We start from the raw sequence: 16,149 nt of genomic DNA, 5'->3' as shown, positions 1-16,149 counted from the left end.
TGAACTGCACGGCCTTTCAGCACGTGCAATGCAAGCCCCACGAGGAACCACTCTTGTGGGTCAGCAACGCTATGGCATGGTGCCAGCAGAAAGACGGAGCCTCCATCCCCAGGGCCGCTTCACTGGTTCACGACATGGTCACTTGCGACCGGTAAATACCGCGTGTACGGCTCGTCGTATCATCCGTAAGACTGCCAGACCCACTTCCCAGGGCTACTGCCCTTTGCAACGGAGATGTTACCGCAAAGGAATGTCCCGGAACATACTTCTGGGAGGCTCAGGCGGCCAGCAGCCCCAGCGCCCCGAGCACGACGGCGAGCAGCGGCGTCGCGCCCTGCGTGGCGGCCGCGCGGAGGTACTTTCGCCCGCTCAGGGCGAGCACGATCGCGGCGAGCAGCATGGAGCCGCAGCTGCTGAAGACCAGGGTCCAGCCGGCGGCCGGGTGCCCGAGGGCGATGGCTCCGGCGGCCGGCCAGGACCCCGGCGCGAGGAACAGATCGTGGAAGCCCTGGTTGCAGGCCAGCGGCCGGGTGGTGTCCGCGTCGGCCTGCGAGGTGGTACTGAACCGCTTCCAGGTGGCGGGCCGCGTCTGGGTGATGGGTTCCAGCGTGAAGATCCAGACGCGCAGCGGGGCTGCCAGCAGCGCAAGATGAGGGAGCCCAGGACCAAGTTCTGATCCTAGCCGCCCCGCTCAGGGGCGTGCGGAACGGGCTAAACGGTGCGCTTCGCGGGCGCCACAACCTTGATGACGGCGGAGTCGTCCGCGGCGGCCAGGCCCTGGGTCTGGCCCAGGAGGTAGAGCTGCTCGGCGGCGGCGGCAACAGGGGCCGCGAGGCCGGCGGCACGGGTGGCCTTGCCCACGATTCCCATGTCCTTGACGAAGATATCCAGCCGGCTGAGGACTTCCGCGCCGTCCTCCGTGTAGGCCTCGAGGATGCGCGGGCCGCGGTTGGAGAGCATAAAGGACCCTGCCGCCCCTGCCTCAAGGGCGGCGAGCGTCCTGGCCTGGTCCAGGCCCAGGGCGTCCGCGAGCGCCAGCGCCTCGGCGGCGGCGGCAATGTGGACGCCGCAGAGCAGCTGGTTGACGGTCTTGAGCGCCTGGCCGTCGCCGGGCTTGTCGCCCACCACGGTGAGGGTGGAGGCGAGCAGTTCCAGGACCGGGCGGGCTGCTTCCAGCGACTGCGGTTCGGCGCCGACCACGATCAGCAGGTCCCCTTCCCCGGCGCGCTTCGGCCCGCCCGACAGCGGGGCGTCCACGAGGCCGACGCCGAATTCGGCGAGCCGGGCGACGGTTTCCGGGATGGCCTCGGTGCCGACGGTACTGGTGAGGATCACGACGGCGCCCGGCTTCAGTACGGAGGCCACGCCGTCGGCGCCGAAGAGGACATCGTTGAGCTGCTCGCCGTTGCGCACGGCCAGGAGCAGGGCATCCGTGTCCTCGGCGGCCTCCCGGGCAGAAGCGAAGGTGCGGACTCCGGCGGCCTCGGCCAGGCGCAGGCGCGGCTCCGCGATGTCGAAGCCGTGGACGGTCAGCCGGGTGGCAAGGCGGCTGGCCATCGGCAGGCCCATGGCGCCAAGGCCGAGGACGGCGACAGTGTAGGTCATGGTCTTCTCCGTTGAAACGAGGGGGTAGGTGAGTCAGAAAGTGATGGGTCGGCGGTGACGGGCCGGCGGTGACTGAACGGCGGCGTCAGGGTCTTCACACGCTCGGCCATCGGTTGCTGAGCTTGCGCGTGACCTGGGCCAGGGCCTGGTCGTCGCCCACATTCCCGGCGAAGACAATATACGGAATGCCCTTCGCGGGCCCGTCCACCGGCTCCCACAGACTCACGATGCCCGGCAGCATCGGGCCGCGGACAATGGCGTGACGGATTTCCAGCCCGTGGGCGGCGACGTCCGAGGACGTAATGCCGCCCTTCGCGATCACGAACCGCGGCGGGAAGGTCTTGAGGGTCCGGTTCACCACTGCGACGACGGCGGCGGACACCGTGCGCGCAATCCTGAGGCTCGCGGCGGCGTCGTCGGTCTTGATCAGCAGCCTGCTCGTATGAAGGATGACGTCGGCGCTGCGCAGCGATTCCGCCACGGTCCGCACAATCCCGCCCAAATAGGCTTCCGCGCTGCCGCCCAGCAGCTTTTCGACGTCGATCTCCACGATGCGTGCGGCGCCGTGCTGCTCGACAAGGGCCCTGAGCTGGCGGGTGGTGACGCCGACGTGCGAGCCGACCACGATCAGGCCGCCGGCGTCGTACGGAGTGTTGCCCGCGTACGCCTCCTCGCCGCTGAGCTCGGCATGAATCTCCTGGCCGATGCGGCCCCGGACGAACGGCGGGCCCACCCGGTAGAGCAGCTTCTTGCCGCGGCGTTCGGCCTCCTCAAGCCCCAGCGCGAGGGCGCGGAGATCGTTTTCGGTCACGATGTCGGCCACGATCGGGGTGGAGCCGACGGCGGCTTCGATGGCGTCCGCTATGGCGTTGGCCGAAACCTGCGGGTCGCCGTCCTGGCCGGCGGCGCGGATGACGTTCAGGTCCAGCACGATCACCGAATCTGCCGGGAATCGGCCCCCGGACTTCTCTTCGACGTACTTGGCCAGCTCGGAGTTGGAGAAGCCGAAGCTGGCGTCCCGGGCGAATTCGGTCGCGGCCACGGGGGTGAGCTGGCCGGCGTCGTCGCCAGTTCCGCGCATGTAGTGGACCCCGCCGATGGTGACGCGTCCGGCGTCGGGGAACGCGGGGACAATCACGACGCCGTCCGTCACCTCCCCGGTGACCGCGGCGACGGTCGCCGCAATGATGTCCGGTTCCAGCGGGTAGTGGCCGCGGAGGGTGGAATCGCTCCGGCTGACGAAGCCGAGGCGCAGTCCGGGGCCGGCACCCGGGCCGGCATTGCCCGGTTCGCCGGCCGCGGCGAGGGCGTTCCGGACGACTTCTTCGTTGCGGGCGGCGGCTTCCACCAGGTCCAGGCTCCGGGTATTCGTCAGCACATAGACGGCAGCCGGGCGTTCGCCGTTGATCCTGTGGGCAAATGCCCAGCTGAAGTCGGCGACGTCCCAGCGGGTGAGCACGGGCAGGCCTGCCACGGACTGGGTACCTGTCGGGTCGTCGTCGAGCACCACCAGGATCCGGGGGGAAGCCTCGGTGGAGGCGCCGATGGCACCCGCCACGAGCGTGGCGGGAATCGGGACCTCCGCCGGGAAGGCGGCCAGAAGATCTGCTTCAAAAGGCACTCTGCACTCCATTGTGGTGAAACTCTGCGGTGTGAACACCAAACCGCCGGTAAAAAGCTGACATTTGTAAGATGTCTGACATCTAGCACTTGACTGCTAGTGTGGCATACGGCACAAAGAGCGCGCAAGTACGGCGCCACTAGACTGGTCGGTCAGACAGCGCTGCGGCATTGAACGGGGAAAATTGGCTAGGAAATCGTTGGTCGGCGTCGTGGCAGACGAACTGCTGGACCGGATCATTGCCGGTGAATTCCCGCCCGGTGCGTCCGTCCCCGGCGAGCTTGAGCTGAGCGCCCGGCACGAGGTCAGCCGGATGACGGTCCGCGAAGCCATGAAGACCCTCGAAGCCCAGCGCATCCTCAGCGTGGAGCGCGGCCGGGGCACTTTCGTGAATCCGCTGAGCCGCTGGAACTCTTTGGAGGCCGTACTGCGCGCAGCGTCAGAAGGGAAGGACGACGCCGCTGCCGCGGTCCAGCTGATCGAGCTGCGCCGGATGCTGGAATCGGGGGCCTGCGAACTGGCTGCCGTCCGGATCAGCGACGCCGGTCTCGCCGCCCTCCACGGGCAGCTGGAGATGATGCGCACGGCGCACAAAGCCTACGACTTGGCCGGTTTCGTCGAAGCCGACCTCGCCTTCCACGACCTCATCCTGCAGGCCGCCGAGAACGTATTTGTTGCCGTGCTGTTCGCGCCGCTGCACCGGGTGCTTGAGCTGCGGCGCACCCAGACCTCCGAGGTGCGCGAGATCCAGGAACACGCAATCGGCCACCACCAGAGCATCGCGGATGCTCTCGCAACACGCGATCCGCACCTGGCCCGGGACGCGATGGACGCACACATGCGGCAGACTCTCGATGACCTCAAGACCTACGTCCTGGCGGGCCGCCCGGCCTCATAGGCGGTTCGGCTCAGGCGAGCGAAAGGAAGAGCTTCTCCAGTTCCGCACGGTCCACGCTGGGATCTTCCTGCTTCATGCACTGCTGCAGGCCCGTGGCGATGATCGAGAATCCAGCTCTATCCAGGGCACTCGAAACGGCAGCCAGCTGGGTGACCACGCTCTTGCAGTCGCGGCCTTCTTCGATCATCCTGGTGACCGCGGCAAGCTGCCCCTGGGCACGGCGAAGACGGTTGATGACAGACTTCATGTCTGCGGGATCGAGTTCCATGGGTACCTCCGGGGATCAACAAGGTTTCTTTCCATGGTATACCCCCCTATGTATGATGCATACCCCCTGGGGTACTGACACTCCCTACGCCGGAAGCTTGGGAAAACCTTGGGATCGGGCTGCCAGGGGCCTAAGGACCTAGCGCGGCCCGGATTTTCGGCGTATTGCTGGGGATGTGAACGCCGCCAGTTTCCTCGATCCTGGCGCCGGCCGGACCGGCGCAACGGGTCCCGCTCCGGTTCCCGCTCCGGGGTCCGCTCCGGGGTCCGCCTCCGGACGGCCTTCTTCGGGACGGTCCGCTTCAGGACGGTTTGCGGGATCCTGGAAAGAGAGTTCCTGGAGCCGGTACGTGGCCATGGGGGACTCGTTCACCGCAGGCATCGGAGACCCGGAACCGCGGAGCCCCGGCGGCATGAGGGGCTGGGCGGACCGGACCGCCGAGGAGCTAAGCGAGGGACGGCAGGACTTCGCTTACGCTAACCTTGCGATCAGCGGACTCGTGCTGCGCGAGATCCTGGACCAGCAGCTCGGGCCGGCCATCGAGCTCAAACCCGATCTGGTGACGCTCTCGGCGGGCGGTAATGATCTTGTCTTCCACCGGAGCGATCCGGACCGGCTGGCCGTGACCCTCGACGCCGCCGTCGCCCTTCTTAGCGCCACAGGCGCCACGGTTGTGCTGTTCACCGGCCCGGACTGGGGCGCTACTCCCGTGTTTGGCCACATCCGCGGCAAGGTGGCCGTCTTCAACGAGAACATCCGCACCATCGCCGCCCGCCATCACGGCGTCATTGCCGATTTGTGGACGCTGCGGCAACTGACGGACCCGCAGATGTGGGATCCGGACCGCCTGCATTTCTCACCGATGGGGCACCACACCATCGCGGCGATGGTCCTGGAGACCCTGAATGTTCCGCACGGCCTACGTCCGCTGGAGCCCAAGCCCCTGCCGGCCGGCAGCTGGCGGGACAGCAAGGCCGGCGACCTGGCCTGGTTCACCACCTACCTGCTGCCGTGGATGGTGAACAAGATCAGGCCGCACGACGGCGGCGCACCACTGACCGCCAAACGTCCCGATCCGGGACCCGTCTTCGGGTCCTGACTGGCACCCGCCGGCCCCTAGCCCAGCCACGATCTGTCGGCTAATCTGCTGTGACGGCCCGCAGCCGGGCATCGGTGGCCATCATGAGGAGCGAAGTTGTCTAATCACACGTACAGCATTTCTGAAATTGTCGGAACCTCAAAGGATGGCATTGACGCGGCCGTCCGCAACGGTATCGCCGAGGCGGCCAAGACCCTGCGGAACCTCGACTGGTTCGAGGTCAAGGAAGTCCGCGGCCACCTCGAAAACGGCGAGGTAGCCGACTGGCAGGTGACGATCAAGCTAGGGTTCCGCCTGGAGCGCTGACACCGGGAGGACCCGGAAGCGCCGGGGGCCCGGCGCCGGCGGGAATCGCATGAAATCCGGGCCGAAAGACCCCCTGTTGGCAAGGAATCCGGGAATTTAGGCCGTCCTGAGTGGCACTTTAATACTAAGCATGATTAGTATTGACCTAGAAGGATGAAGCGCACCCGGCAACTCGGGTGCCTCCTCTATAAAAGAAGAAGGAACGACAAAATGGGTTTTTTCGCATTTCTGATTCTGGGCCTTATCGCCGGAGCAATCGCTAAGGCAATCCTCCCCGGCAAGCAGGGCGGTGGCATCTTCATCACGCTGCTGCTCGGCGTCGTCGGCGCCATGCTTGGCGGCTGGATTGGCGGGCTGCTCTTCAATGCCAACATCAACGAGTTCTTCTCGCTGTCCACTTGGCTGCTGGCCATCGGCGGGGCAATCATCGTCCTGCTGGTCTACGGCATGATCTCCAAGCGTTCAGTCCGCTAAAGCTGGGCGTGACCGAAAACCGGCCCCGGGATCTTTTCCCGGGGCCGGTTTTTTGGCACCCGGGCTTCACCCGTTTTCACTCAGCACCCTCACGTACAAGCACCACAATGAGCAGGAGTACAACATGAAAGCCAAACTTCTTTTCGGCACCGGGATGGCCGCTGGCTTCGTCCTCGGATCACGCTCCGGCCGGGCCGCCTACGAGAAAATCAAGTCCCGTGCTGCGGCCCTCTGGGACAGCAAACCGGTCCAGGACAAGGTCACAGCCGCGGCGGAGGCGGTCAAGGAAAAGGCCCCGGAGGTCTCGGAACAGCTCGCCGAGGCCGCACGCCGCGCAGGAACCGTCATCGGGTCCGCCGTACGCCGCGACAACGCCCCCAAGGGGACAACAGACATCGCGGCAGCTGGCGGCCCGACTGCCGGCGGCGCCGGCCAGTCAGGAACCGTCGTCGGCGGCATCCCCGCCCACAGCACCCACCCCGAGACGGTCAATCTCGGCACCTCCGCAGCTGCGGCGGGCCGCGACGTCGAATCCGACCCGGCTCAGAATGACGAGGCCGGCCAGGACTGGTCCGGCGAAGGCGGGGCAACACCGGCCGGCGCCGCCACCAACATCGACCCGGACAAAATGCCTTAGCACCACAGCCGCATTTGTGGGGTGCGCCCGCGGGCTTTGTAGTAACCGTATGGTGCGCGCTGCTGATGTTTCCGCCTGCGGATCGAATGACTCGGGATCCGATCCCGGTGAAGTGACAGGTAGCAGATCAGCCGGACCAGCAGACGCTTGATTTCCGGCGGGGAGAGCCGGGTCAGCTCCCCGCCGTCGAGCAGTTCAAAAACGGCTGACACCACTCGGTGGCCGGTGAGATTTCCCGCGTTCCGGTGCGGGAACCCTCCATGCGCCCCCGCTGATCGACGAACCGGACGCACCCTCGAAAAGCGCACCCCTCATCCGCGTTCGCAGGTGTTAATCTCGGGGAAGTGCTGGATCGTCGGCTGCGAACCAGAGGGGCTCCCTGGTGGCCCTTTGCTCACCGGCTCGCGACACTAGGGCTGGACGCGGGGTCACGGATTGGTCACGAACACGGTGGAACCCATCCGTAGCCGGTGTGCTGTCGAAGTACTCCTGACAGACAAGCACCGGCCCCGTCCGAGCCACTCGGCAGGAACCATCCTCGGGACCGGACACCCCCACTGATTTCAAGGAGCACTCCCATGCGTACGTCAACTAAGACTTTCCTGAGCGTTGCCGCTGCCGGTTCGCTGATGTTCTCCCTCGCGGCGTGCAGCCCGGCTGCCACGTCCTCGTCGGCGCCGGCTGCCTCGTCCTCGGCCGCGGCGCCCGCTGAGAAAGCCAAGCCGCTGGCCGCGATCCCGGCGCTGACGGGTACCTCCACCGCGGTGAAGCTCGATGCCTCCTTCGCCGCGGCCCTGGAGAGCCTCAAGCTCACCCCGGGGGTTGTGGGTACCGCGGCGCTGACCGACGGGTCGCTGATCTTCCCGATCAGCGGCGGCAAGGTCGATTACTACGATCCCGCGAAGGACTACCGCCCGTTCGTCCAGGGCCTGATCAGCCACGCCGGCTCCGGGTTCTCCCTCTCCGCCGGTGAGACCAAGGTGGACCTGACCAACTTCACCATCGACCCGGGCACCTCCAAGCTCTACGGTGACGTCGCGGTCAACGGCGAGAGTGCCGCCAAGCAGGCCTACATCTTCAACCTTGACGGCTCCACCCTCAAGCCCCTCCAGGCCGCCGGCGACACCGCCGTCCTGGAAGGAACCCGGGTGCTGATCTCCGACACCGCCGCCGGCCTGCTGAACAAAACCTTCAAGACCGACGCCGTGAAAGCCGACATGCTCGTCGGCATCGCCAAGATCACCGTCAACACCAAATAACACCCCCCGAAAAACCTGCCGGATGCATGGTTCGGCGGGAAGTGCCACGGATCCTCACTGGGGGTCCGTGGCACTTTTCCGTAGCCGGCCGATTCGACCCTGACCTCCGCCATGGGCCCGGGACTGGGCAGGGAACTACGCCGACGGTCGATGGGCAGGGCCGGCTCCAGCAGCTGGGATTATTCTACTTATGGTGCTTCTGGACCGGTCAACACTCATGGTGGTTTTCGCCGTGATGTCGCTGACCATGCTGGTACTTTTCTACTTCGACACGTACCGCGAGAGCCGGGCCCCCTTCGCCGCCTGGTGGTGCGGTGCCGTAGCGTCCTTCTTCGTAGGCGCCGGCCTATATATCCTGGGCGAGGTCCAGGACGTTGCCTGGACCCCAGGCGTAGGCAACGGGGTGATGGTGTTTGGCGCCGGTTGCGTCTGGGCCGGCACCCGATCGCTGGCCGGCCGCCGGGTCACCCCCTGGCTGCTGGGGATCCCGGCCGCCGCCGCCGTGGCAGTCGACGTCACCGTCCGCTACTCCGACAACGCACGGATCGGCAGCATCGTCCTTCTGGCGCTCATGGGGTCAGCGATCGGCCTCGCCTCCGTGGAGCTGTGGCGCGAACGGGCGCACTCCTGGCACCTTGTCCGGTCCCTCGCCATCGCCACGGGAGTCTGCGCCTTCTACTACCTCAGCCGGATGGCGGGACTGGCTGTGCTCGGCCCGGCGGATCCGCTGTTCCACAAGCTCTTCGGGACCGGCGTCACCCTGTTGATGGCAATGATCCTGCTGGTGGTGGTCTCGTCCAGCATCACCTCGCTAAGCTACGCGAGGCGGACCGAGAACCTCCGGGAGCTGGCCTACCGCGATGGGCTCACGGGGCTGCTGAACCGCGGGGAATTCATGCGCCAGGCCCAGCATCGGCTCGGACCAATCTGGCGGCAGGCGTCGACACCGCGATTGTGATGGCGGACCTGGACCGCTTCAAAGGCATCAACGACCGCTTCGGCCATGATGCCGGCGACGGCGTCATCCGCGCCTTCGCCGAGGCCTGCCGCGTCACCGTGCGGAGTATGGACCTGGTGGGCCGCTACGGCGGGGAGGAATTCGTGCTGCTGCTCGACGGCGTCGACGCTGAGGAAGGCGTTCGGATCGCCGACCGGATCAACGCCGCACTGGCTGATCACAGCTCCCTGCCGAACGGCACGGACGCGCCCACGGCGAGCTTCGGCGTCGTCGACGCGCACGACCGTGCCACCGGGCTGCCGCGCCTTCTCCGGGACGCTGACCGCGCGCTCTATCAGGCGAAGTCCGCCGGTCGCAACCGCGCGGTGATCGGGCTGGCCCCCGCGGGCACCAGGCACCCTGAGCGAATTGCTCGCCTGGCAGCAGATAGCCCCGCAGGGACAACGCTGGGCAGGCCGACGGCGCCGGGCAGACGGCTGCCAGCAGGTGGACAGCGGACCGTTGCCCCGGCCGCGCCGACGAAGGAGAATCAGACGTACTGCTCGACGCCGGTCGGATTCAGCCAAGAGACGCCGACGGCGGCCCCGCCCAACAGATGGAGACACGATGAGCATGGCCACGGGTACGGACACGCAGCCGGACACGCAGCCGCCCGAGCTGCACATAGCCGACAGCCACGAGCTGATCCGGGTGCAGGGCGCACGCGAGAATAACCTCAAGGACATCAGCATCGAGATCCCGAAGCGCCGCCTGACGGTGTTCACCGGTGTCTCCGGCTCGGGCAAGAGCTCGCTCGTGTTCGCAACGATCGCCGCTGAGTCGCAGCGGATGATCAACGAGACCTACAGCGCCTTTGTGCAGGGTTTCATGCCGAACCTGACACGGCCCGACGTCGACGTTCTGGACGGGCTGACGACGGCGATCATCGTCGACCAGGAGCGGATGGGCGCGAACCCCCGCTCCACGGTGGGCACTGCCACCGACGCCAACGCAATGCTCCGGATCCTTTTTAGCCGGCTGGGATCGCCGCACGTGGGACCGCCCACGGCGTTCTCCTTCAACGTCCCTACGCGGAAGGCGAGCGGGGTGATGAGCACCGAGAAGGGCGGCAGAGTCGAGAAGAGCGTCGTCCAAAACGCCGTCTACCTGGGCGGCATGTGTCCGCGGTGCGAGGGTATGGGCTCGGTCTCCGACTTCGACCTCACCGCACTCTTCGACGGCAGCAAGTCGCTCGGCGAGGGTGCCCTGACAATCCCCGGCTACAGCATGGACGGCTGGTACGGCCGCATCTTCAGCGGCGCCGGCTTCGACATGGACAAGCCGATCAACAAGTTCAGCAAGAAGGAAATGCACGACCTGCTCTACAAAGAACCGACCAAGATCAAGGTCGAGGGCATCAACCTCACCTACGAGGGCGTGATCCCGAAGATCCAGAAATCGATGCTCTCCAAGGACGTCGACTCCATGCAGCCGCACATCCGGGCCTTTGTAGAGCGGGCCATCACTTTTCAGACCTGCCCCGGGTGCGACGGCACGCGGCTCAGCCCGGAGGCCAGGTCCTCGAAGATCCGGGGCAAGAACATCGCCGAGCTGTGCGGGCTGCAGATCAGCGACCTGGCCGCGTGGGTCCGCGAGCTCGACGAGCCGTCGGTCGCGCCGCTCCTCAAAGGCTTGCAGCACCTGCTTGACTCGTTCGCCGAGATCGGGCTGGGGTACCTCTCGCTGGACCGGCCGGCGGGCACGCTCTCCGGCGGCGAAGCCCAGCGCACCAAGATGATCCGGCACCTGGGCTCATCCCTCACGGACGTCACCTACGTCTTTGACGAGCCGACGATCGGCCTGCACCCGCACGACATCGAGCGGATGAACCAGCTGCTGCTGCAGTTGCGCGACAAGGGCAACACCGTGCTCGTCGTCGAGCATAAGCCGGAGACCATCGCCATCGCTGACCACATCGTTGACCTCGGCCCCGGCGCCGGCACCGAGGGCGGCAGCGTCTGCTTCGAGGGAAGCGTGGAGGGTCTCCGGGCGAGTGGGACCATCACCGGCCGCCACCTCGACGACCGGGCCACGGTCAAGGGATTGGTGCGCACGCCGGCCGGTACGCTCGAGGTGCGTGGTGCCTCGGCGCACAACCTCAAGGACGTCGACGTCGACATTCCGCTCGGCGTGCTCTGCGTGGTGACGGGTGTCGCGGGGTCGGGCAAAAGCTCGCTGATCCACGGCTCGGTGGCCGGCCGCGATGGCGTGGTGGTGGTTGACCAGAATGCCATCAAGGGGTCGCGGCGCAGCAACCCGGCGACGTACACGGGCCTCCTCGAGCCGATCCGCAAGGCGTTCGCAAAGGCCAATGGCGTGAAGCCGGCGCTGTTCAGCTCCAACTCGGAAGGCGCCTGTCCCTCCTGCAACGGCGCGGGCGTCATCTTCACCGAACTGGGCGTTATGGCCACCGTCGAGTCCACCTGCGAGGACTGCGAGGGCAAGAGGTTCCAGGCGTCAGTCCTGGAATACACACTGGGCGGCCGCAACATCGCCGAAGTGCTGGCAATGTCAATGACCGAGGCCGGGGTGTTCTTTGGCGACGGGGAGGCGAAGACGCCGGCGGCGCACACGATCCTTGACCGGCTCGTGGACGTCGGGCTCGGCTACCTCACCCTCGGCCAGCCGCTCACCACGCTGTCCGGCGGCGAGCGGCAGCGCGTCAAGCTGGCCACCCAGATGGCCGAGAAGGGTGACGTTTACGTTCTCGACGAGCCCACCACCGGCCTGCACCTCGCCGACGTCCGGAACCTGCTGGGCCTCCTCGACCGCCTGGTGGAGTCCGGCAAATCGGTCCTCGTGATCGAGCACCACCAGGCCGTCATGGCGCACGCCGACTGGATCATCGACCTCGGCCCCGGCGCGGGCCACGACGGCGGCAGGCTCGTCTTCGAGGGCACTCCCGCCGACCTCGTGGCGGCCCGCTCCACCCTCACCGGCGAGCACCTCGCGGCCTACGTCGGCAGGTCGGGGTCTTGAAACGACTGCGGGCCAAAGGCAATATGCCTCTGGCCCGCAGCAAGCCATTCCCGCCCTAGTCACCGACGGCGCAAGGCACTCCTGAGTCGCACTTCAACCGCATTAGTTGGGTTTCGCCGGGTCAGGGTCTCAAAAGAGAAGTCAGGGTCTCAAAAGAGAAGCAGGCCAGAGGCTGTGTGCCTCTGGCCTGCGACGTGGGTGGGCCCTGAGGGGCTCGAACCCTCGACCCACGGATTAAAAGTCCGATGCTCTACCATCTGAGCTAAAGGCCCCAGCCGATTGCCCCAGAGCGGCGGAAAATCCGCTGCCCAAGTTCAGATCAGCCCAGTCCATTTCTGGACGTTAATTACTGTACCCCACACCAGGGCCGACTTTCACACGGCGGCCGTGACACCGCCGCCGTCGTGCGCCCCGCTGACGGGCGCTGCCCCCAGGCCGCACGCTCGATTCCCCGGCAGCACTGGAGTAGCGTGGTGGCATGAGCGAGCAAGCAGAAGCCGGCAGCCCCGGACCACACCGGCACCACAAGCCAAAGCCCTTCGCACCCTTCGATTTTGAGCCCTTCGCCGGCGGAGCGGACCCTGCCCGCATCTCCGAGGCCGCCCACCTTGCCGCGCAGGCACTCGTGCGCCGCGGCCGCGACAGCGACGACCCCACGGTCACCAAACGGCTGGTGAAACTCGCCGATGAGCAGGGGCTGGAAGCCATCGCCGAGATGTGGGCCGAAAGTCCGGCGCGGTCCCTCCCGGGAGCTTTGTGGCGCCTCTACGCCCTGCGGGCCGCCACGATCCAGGATCCCGAGCGCATTTCGGTTTACTTCAAGGCGGGCAAGGACACGGCGCAGGTTTCCAATGTGGTTGCCGGTGCCGCCGAGCCGCCGGGAGCGGACGAGATGAAGTCGATGGCGAATGCCATCCTCTCCGGAGCGTTCGACGGCGAGTTCGACGTCGCGCTGGAACGTTCCGCCGCGTTCTGCCGCGTGGTGGCCCTTGGCCAGGCGACCCTCGCCGACGGCGCCGACCACAGCAACGAGAACCATGCGAGCAAGCTCACCCGCAATTCGCATCTCCTGGTCAAGACGGCCGAGGACCTCGAGCACGCGGCCAACGCGTGGCGCCTGGGCGAACTGGACTGAGGTCCCGGTACGCATGCCCGCCCCGGACTGTCAATGTTGACTTGTCCGGGTTGTCGTAGAAAACTAAAAGCGGTGCCGAACCGCGAAACCCCCGGGCTTCAACATCTAGCCGCCTAGAGCGGCCTACCGCCGAGAGGCGTCTCCGGTTCGGCACCATTTTTATGCCCTCGTCAGGCCGGTTCCAGCCGTGCGCCGTCACATTGCCGGACCCGCCGGAACGCTTTCCGGGCGCTCCCGGACCTGACGGTAAAGTAATGCTTACGCGCGGGTCATCGTCAAGTCATACGGCCGGCCGAGCCCACCCGAGTACTCCTCTCCCGAAGACCGGTAACCCCACGTGAAGCTGCGCCTTTTCCCCCAGGAGCCCGCCGGGCTGAACCTCCTTTCCCAGCTGGCGCGCCAGATCGTGCTCGCCACGGCCACCCTCGCGGAAATCCTGGGTGCCCCCGTGACTGAGCACGCACGGCTCGTGGAGGACATGCACAACCACGAGGCCAAATCGGCGGAACTGCACTTCGCCCTGCTGACCCATATGCGGAGCACCTTTGTAAGTCCGCTCCCCCGTGAGGACATGTACGCCCTGTCGCGGTACCTCAACGAGGCGATGGAGAAACTCGACGCCGCCGCGGAGCTCGTTTCGCTCTACAAGCTGGACCGGCTGCCCAAACGCGCCGCGGACCAGCTCGAGATCATCAGCCGGCAGGCCGAACTCACCGTGGACGCCATGCGGAAGCTCAACAATCTGGACGAACTCGAGGACTACTGGATCGAGGTCCTCCGGCTGGCCAAGCGCGCGGAGCGATCCCACCGGGTCTGGGTGGCGGACCTGCTCACCGAGATGAAGTCGGCCCAGTACGCACGCAACCGCGACATCGCAAACCAGCTGGTGGAAGTCACCAAGGACATGCGCCGGATCGCAACCCAGGTGGGCAGCATCATCGTCAAGGAATCCTGACGTGACCATCTTCTTCTTTGCCCTGGTAGTGGTCTTCGCCGCGGCCTTTGCCTTCCTGAACGGCTTCAGGGACGCCTCCACCTCGGTGGCGCTGGCGGTGCGGAACCGCGCGCTGACCCCCACAGTCGCGGTACTGCTGGCCGGATTTTTCAACTTCATCGGGGCCGGGCTAAGTGCCGCCCTGGCGTTGCAAGTCAGCCGTACCTGGGTCCGCCTGCCGCCGGGGCAGACCGGGCTGACCATCCTGGCGGCGGGGCTGGTAAGCGCCATCCTGTGGGGCATCTACACGTGGTGGCGGGGTATTCCCTCCTCCTCGACCCACGCGCTGGTCGGCGGCCTCGCCGGAGCCGGCGCCGCGAGCGTGGCGGTCGGTGGAAACGCCATGGGCGGGGCGGATACATCGCTGCTGCTCCAGGTGGCGCTCCCGCTGCTGGTCTCACCTTTCATTGCCTTCACCGGCGCTTATCTTTTGGTGTGGCCGGTCACGTGGGCCGCGAGGTACACGCAGCCGAGCGTCGTTAACGGCCGCTCGCGGCGGGCCCAGTCCGTTGCCGCCGGGGCCGTCGCGTTTGCCCACGGGCTGCAGGACGGGCAACGCACCGCCGCCGTATTGGTACTGGCGATGCTGGCTGCCGGGCTGTCCGACGGCGGTTCCATGCCAGCCTGGGTGGCACTTCTCACCGCCGGAATGCTGGCGGCCGGAACGCTGGCCGGCGGCTGGCGGATTTCCTACACGATCGGCTACCGGCTGATGCGGATGGACCCCTTGCGCGGCTCCATAGCCCAGTTGTACAGCTCGGTGATCCTGGTGGTGGGAGCAATCGGGCTGCACTGGCCGATTTCGACCACCCACACGGTCACCGCGGCCGTCCTGGGCTCAGGATCGAACCAGGGTTTCCCTGCCACCAACCGGCGGCTCGTGATCCGGATCCTGCGGTTCTGGGTGCTCACCCCGATGGTCACCGCGGCCGTGGCGTTGATCCTGGGGCTCGCGCTGTCTCCCCTAGCCAGCCCCTAGCCCATCGATTGCTCCACAAGTGCCCTTATGAGGGGTCAAAACGGCGGATATGGAGCAGTCGATGGGAAAGCGGGACTATCCGAAGCGGCCGGAAACGTAGTCCTCGGTGGCTTTCACGGAGGGGTTGCTGAAGATGGTGTGCGTGTCACCGTATTCGATCAGCTTGCCCGGCTTGCCCGTTCCGGCGATGTTGAAGAACGCGGTCTTCTCCGAGACTCGTGCCGCCTGCTGCATATTGTGGGTCACAATCACCACGGTGTACTGGTCCTTGAGCTCGTTGATGAGGTCCTCAATGGCCAGGGTGGAAATCGGGTCCAGCGCCGAACACGGCTCGTCCATCAGGATCACCTGGGGTTCCACGGCGATGGCGCGGGCAATGCAGAGGCGCTGCTGCTGGCCGCCGGACAGGCCCGAGCCCGGCTTCGCGAGGCGGTCCTTGACCTCATTCCACAGGTTGGCTGCGCTCAGGGAGCGCTCCACGAGGGAATCAGCCTCGCCCGTGGACATTTTCTGGCTGTTGAGCTTCACGCCGGCCAGCACGTTGTCCCGGATGGACATGGTGGGGAAGGGGTTGGGGCGCTGGAACACCATACCGATCTGCGAGCGGACGGTCACCGGATCCACGCCGGGTCCGTAGAGGTTGTCGCCGTCGAGGAGCACCTCACCTTCCACCCGGGCACCGGGAATGACCTCGTGCATACGGTTCAAGGTCCGCAGAAACGTGGACTTGCCGCAGCCGGAAGGCCCGATGAAGGCGGTGACGGACTTGGGCTCGATGTTGATGGTGACGTCTTCGACGGCCAGGAATTTGCTGTAGTAGACGTTCAGGTCCTTGACGTCGATGCGCTTAGACATGGTGTTCCTTCACTTGCTGGACGTTGTAGTGGCGCTGGCTCTG

The 16,149-nt window shown here is 66.3% G+C and carries 17 protein-coding genes and 1 tRNA gene; 12 read left to right on the top strand and 6 right to left on the bottom strand.

The window, feature by feature from the left end:
- Positions 1-277: 277 nt before the first annotated feature.
- The 3 genes from AC50X6_RS00380 to AC50X6_RS00370 all read right to left on the bottom strand — a co-directional run bounded on the left by AC50X6_RS00380 (position 278) and on the right by AC50X6_RS00370 (position 3,226).
- Positions 278-598, bottom strand: a complete 321-nt coding sequence (locus tag AC50X6_RS00380; RefSeq protein ID WP_494964663.1) for a DUF1304 domain-containing protein — start codon at positions 596-598, stop codon at positions 278-280.
- Positions 599-711: 113 nt separating this feature from the next.
- The gene (locus AC50X6_RS00375; protein WP_494964356.1) at positions 712-1,605 is read right to left on the bottom strand and encodes an NAD(P)-dependent oxidoreductase; all 894 of its coding nucleotides are present in this window, start codon (positions 1,603-1,605) and stop codon (positions 712-714) included.
- Positions 1,606-1,699: 94 nt separating this feature from the next.
- Positions 1,700-3,226 carry a four-carbon acid sugar kinase family protein gene (locus AC50X6_RS00370; RefSeq protein WP_494964355.1) on the bottom strand — a complete coding sequence of 509 codons (1,527 nt, stop codon included), beginning with the start codon at positions 3,224-3,226 and terminating at the stop codon, positions 1,700-1,702.
- A 184-nt stretch (positions 3,227-3,410) separates the two neighbouring features.
- Here AC50X6_RS00370 and AC50X6_RS00365 point away from each other — a divergent pair, with 184 nt between their 5' ends.
- Positions 3,411-4,124 carry a FadR/GntR family transcriptional regulator gene (locus AC50X6_RS00365; protein ID WP_494964354.1) on the top strand — a complete coding sequence of 238 codons (714 nt, stop codon included), beginning with the start codon at positions 3,411-3,413 and terminating at the stop codon, positions 4,122-4,124.
- Between the two features lie 10 nt (positions 4,125-4,134).
- On the opposite strand, the gene AC50X6_RS00360 is transcribed toward AC50X6_RS00365, so the two are convergent.
- On the bottom strand, positions 4,135-4,392 hold the full coding sequence (locus AC50X6_RS00360; protein WP_494964353.1) for a metal-sensitive transcriptional regulator: 258 nt from the start codon (positions 4,390-4,392) through the stop codon (positions 4,135-4,137).
- A gap of 349 nt (positions 4,393-4,741) precedes the next feature.
- Here AC50X6_RS00360 and AC50X6_RS00355 point away from each other — a divergent pair, with 349 nt between their 5' ends.
- The 8 genes from AC50X6_RS00355 to AC50X6_RS00320 all read left to right on the top strand — a co-directional run bounded on the left by AC50X6_RS00355 (position 4,742) and on the right by AC50X6_RS00320 (position 12,143).
- The gene (locus AC50X6_RS00355; RefSeq protein ID WP_494964352.1) at positions 4,742-5,491 is read left to right on the top strand and encodes an SGNH/GDSL hydrolase family protein; all 750 of its coding nucleotides are present in this window, start codon (positions 4,742-4,744) and stop codon (positions 5,489-5,491) included.
- A 96-nt stretch (positions 5,492-5,587) separates the two neighbouring features.
- Positions 5,588-5,797, top strand: coding sequence for a dodecin (locus AC50X6_RS00350; protein ID WP_326968276.1), 210 nt, complete (start codon positions 5,588-5,590; stop codon positions 5,795-5,797).
- Positions 5,798-6,007: 210 nt separating this feature from the next.
- The gene (locus tag AC50X6_RS00345; RefSeq protein ID WP_326968275.1) at positions 6,008-6,271 is read left to right on the top strand and encodes a GlsB/YeaQ/YmgE family stress response membrane protein; all 264 of its coding nucleotides are present in this window, start codon (positions 6,008-6,010) and stop codon (positions 6,269-6,271) included.
- Between the two features lie 124 nt (positions 6,272-6,395).
- Entirely contained in the window at positions 6,396-6,908 is a 513-nt protein-coding gene (locus AC50X6_RS00340) for a hypothetical protein (protein WP_494964351.1), read from the top strand.
- 578 nt (positions 6,909-7,486) lie between these two features.
- Entirely contained in the window at positions 7,487-8,167 is a 681-nt protein-coding gene (locus AC50X6_RS00335; protein WP_494964350.1) for a hypothetical protein, read from the top strand.
- A 190-nt stretch (positions 8,168-8,357) separates the two neighbouring features.
- Positions 8,358-9,125: a GGDEF domain-containing protein gene (locus AC50X6_RS00330; protein WP_494964349.1), complete on the top strand. Its 768-nt coding sequence runs from the start codon at positions 8,358-8,360 to the stop codon at positions 9,123-9,125.
- Positions 9,125-9,838: a GGDEF domain-containing protein gene (locus AC50X6_RS00325; RefSeq protein WP_494964662.1), complete on the top strand. Its 714-nt coding sequence runs from the start codon at positions 9,125-9,127 to the stop codon at positions 9,836-9,838. Before AC50X6_RS00330 ends, AC50X6_RS00325 begins: the two co-directional genes overlap by 1 nt.
- Entirely contained in the window at positions 9,732-12,143 is a 2,412-nt protein-coding gene (locus AC50X6_RS00320) for an ATP-binding cassette domain-containing protein (RefSeq protein ID WP_494964348.1), read from the top strand. The genes AC50X6_RS00325 and AC50X6_RS00320 overlap by 107 nt, the downstream gene beginning before the upstream one ends.
- A 199-nt stretch (positions 12,144-12,342) precedes the next feature.
- Here AC50X6_RS00320 and AC50X6_RS00315 read toward each other — a convergent pair.
- A tRNA-Lys gene (locus AC50X6_RS00315) sits at positions 12,343-12,415 on the bottom strand.
- 206 nt (positions 12,416-12,621) lie between these two features.
- Here AC50X6_RS00315 and AC50X6_RS00310 point away from each other — a divergent pair.
- From AC50X6_RS00310 to AC50X6_RS00300, 3 genes are all read left to right on the top strand, one after another.
- A complete protein-coding gene (locus tag AC50X6_RS00310) occupies positions 12,622-13,278 on the top strand; it encodes a hypothetical protein (RefSeq protein WP_494964347.1) in 657 nt (218 codons plus the stop codon).
- A gap of 337 nt (positions 13,279-13,615) precedes the next feature.
- On the top strand, positions 13,616-14,233 hold the full coding sequence (locus tag AC50X6_RS00305; protein ID WP_494964346.1) for a DUF47 domain-containing protein: 618 nt from the start codon (positions 13,616-13,618) through the stop codon (positions 14,231-14,233).
- Position 14,234: 1 nt separating this feature from the next.
- Complete coding sequence (locus AC50X6_RS00300) at positions 14,235-15,251, top strand: inorganic phosphate transporter (RefSeq protein ID WP_494964345.1); 1,017 nt, start codon at positions 14,235-14,237, stop codon at positions 15,249-15,251.
- 75 nt (positions 15,252-15,326) lie between these two features.
- On the opposite strand, the gene pstB is transcribed toward AC50X6_RS00300, so the two are convergent.
- Complete coding sequence (pstB, locus tag AC50X6_RS00295) at positions 15,327-16,106, bottom strand: phosphate ABC transporter ATP-binding protein PstB (RefSeq protein WP_494964344.1); 780 nt, start codon at positions 16,104-16,106, stop codon at positions 15,327-15,329.
- Positions 16,107-16,149 lie beyond the last annotated feature (43 nt).

Source organism: Pseudarthrobacter sp. HLT1-7 (genome assembly GCF_059383435.1).
Note: the sequence above shows the minus strand (reverse complement) of the source record. Positions and strands in the feature narration are given on the sequence as shown.

What these genes read in the sequence shown, in the direction of transcription:
- pstB (WP_494964344.1), bottom strand. Translation starts at nt 16,106, where the DNA reads ATGTCTAAGCGCATCGACGTCAAGGACCTGAACGTCTACTACAGCAAA.
- AC50X6_RS00310 (WP_494964347.1), top strand. Translation starts at nt 12,622, where the DNA reads ATGAGCGAGCAAGCAGAAGCCGGCAGCCCCGGACCACACCGGCACCAC.
- AC50X6_RS00325 (WP_494964662.1), top strand. Translation starts at nt 9,125, where the DNA reads ATGGCGGACCTGGACCGCTTCAAAGGCATCAACGACCGCTTCGGCCAT.
- AC50X6_RS00335 (WP_494964350.1), top strand. Translation starts at nt 7,487, where the DNA reads ATGCGTACGTCAACTAAGACTTTCCTGAGCGTTGCCGCTGCCGGTTCG.
- AC50X6_RS00345 (WP_326968275.1), top strand. Translation starts at nt 6,008, where the DNA reads ATGGGTTTTTTCGCATTTCTGATTCTGGGCCTTATCGCCGGAGCAATC.
- AC50X6_RS00330 (WP_494964349.1), top strand. Translation starts at nt 8,358, where the DNA reads ATGGTGCTTCTGGACCGGTCAACACTCATGGTGGTTTTCGCCGTGATG.
- AC50X6_RS00320 (WP_494964348.1), top strand. Translation starts at nt 9,732, where the DNA reads ATGAGCATGGCCACGGGTACGGACACGCAGCCGGACACGCAGCCGCCC.
- AC50X6_RS00375 (WP_494964356.1), bottom strand. Translation starts at nt 1,605, where the DNA reads ATGACCTACACTGTCGCCGTCCTCGGCCTTGGCGCCATGGGCCTGCCG.
- AC50X6_RS00360 (WP_494964353.1), bottom strand. Translation starts at nt 4,392, where the DNA reads ATGGAACTCGATCCCGCAGACATGAAGTCTGTCATCAACCGTCTTCGC.
- AC50X6_RS00340 (WP_494964351.1), top strand. Translation starts at nt 6,396, where the DNA reads ATGAAAGCCAAACTTCTTTTCGGCACCGGGATGGCCGCTGGCTTCGTC.